General features: G+C 60.8%; 2 protein-coding genes. Both read left to right on the top strand.

Annotated elements, in window-relative coordinates:
• On the top strand, nucleotides 1-270 hold a 270-nt coding region (locus BLQ03_RS17745; RefSeq protein ID WP_245689007.1), incomplete at its 5' end, for an Hsp20/alpha crystallin family protein.
• A 72-nt stretch (nucleotides 271-342) separates the two neighbouring features.
• Nucleotides 343-1,278, top strand: a complete 936-nt coding sequence (locus BLQ03_RS17740) for a YfdX family protein (RefSeq protein WP_090757604.1) — start codon at nucleotides 343-345, stop codon at nucleotides 1,276-1,278.
• Nucleotides 1,279-1,366: the final 88 nt, after the last annotated feature.

Raw genomic sequence — 1,366 nt, 5'->3', positions numbered from 1 at the left:
CATCGCTCACCGCGCTCGGGGGAAGGGTCACATGGGTCAAATCTCAGTGGAAATCAGGCGCCAACCCGGGTCAGTTCCAAGTGGAAATCAACAGGATACTACCTCTCCGAGCGCAGCTACGGCGCGATCTACCGGACAATTCCACTCCCGCCCGGTGTGGATGGCGAAAAGGCGCAAGCATCCTTCAAGAACGGGGTTCTGACGATCAAGCTGCCCCAGACTCCCGAGGCGCAGGCCAAGGTCAGGAAAATCGCGGTCAAGGAGGCCTGAACCGGGCATTGATCGTGCCAACTCTGCGGCGAAACCGCCGTAGAACCAATCACAGCCGAAAGGAACAGACTGATGAAACTCAGGAGTCTTTACGCGGGAACAGCTTTGGCCCTGCTGATTGTCAGCGCCGGCCCTTCCTGGTCTCAGGATACGGCTCAGGCGGAAGCTGAAGCGCAGGCGGTCAACCGGGAGCAGGTCGAAGAGAGCGTGACCGCCGAAACCGATTCACAGCTCGCCGATAAACGCACCGCCCTGATCCAGGAGGCGGTCGACGCGCTCGATGAAACGAACGCTGCGATCGCCGCGATCGAGAAGGGCGATACAGATGCGGCGATTGCTGCGCTCGCGTTGGCCACGGGGAAGCTCGAGACCGTCGTCGCGCGTGAACCGGATCTCGCTTTGGCGCCCGTCCGGATCAATCATTTCACCTATGACGTTCTGGGCAGCGCCGAAGCCGTCCGAGAACTCGGCAAACAGATCGAGGACTTGGTCGACGATGGGAAGTTCCAGGAAGCGAGACCGCGGCTGAGCGGGTTCGCGTCCGAGGTTGTCATCCGGACAACCAGCCTTCCGCTTGCGACCTATCCCGACGCGATCCTCGCAGCGACGGCACTGCTTGATGACGGAAAGACCGACGAAGCGATGACGGTACTCAACGCCGCACTGAGCACCCAGGTGGTGACCGACACAGTGATTGCCCTGCCTCCGCTCAGAGCCGTAGCGATGATCGAGAAGGCCAAAGCTCTGCTCAATGACGACGGTGAGGCGGCAAACGACAAAGCCGCTACTGAAGATGCCGATCTGACGGCCGCCGACTATGTTGAGGCGGCACGCCAGGAACTCGAAATCGCCGAAGCGCTCGGCTACGGCCGCGAAAGCGATTTCGAGGATCTGCATGAGGCGCTGGATGAGTTGGACCGTCAGATTGAGGCGCAGGAGGATACCGGAGGGATCTTCGAAACGATTGCGACCCGGTTCGAGGAACTTCGAACGCGCATCTTCAACTAGGTCCTGTCTGACGGCCGCTGCAACGAGTGGAGGTGTGGGCAGTTGCCTTGGTGAGCGTCACCATGGCGGAGGTCTGCAATGCGACGGC

This window comes from Paracoccus chinensis (assembly GCF_900102885.1).
GTDB classification, from domain to species: domain Bacteria; phylum Pseudomonadota; class Alphaproteobacteria; order Rhodobacterales; family Rhodobacteraceae; genus Paracoccus; species Paracoccus chinensis.
This window is presented reverse-complemented; position numbering and strand designations above follow the sequence as displayed.

Bases quoted from the DNA above. Each gene is read 5' to 3' on its own strand.
- BLQ03_RS17740 (WP_090757604.1), top strand. From the start codon at position 343: ATGAAACTCAGGAGTCTTTACGCGGGAACAGCTTTGGCCCTGCTGATT.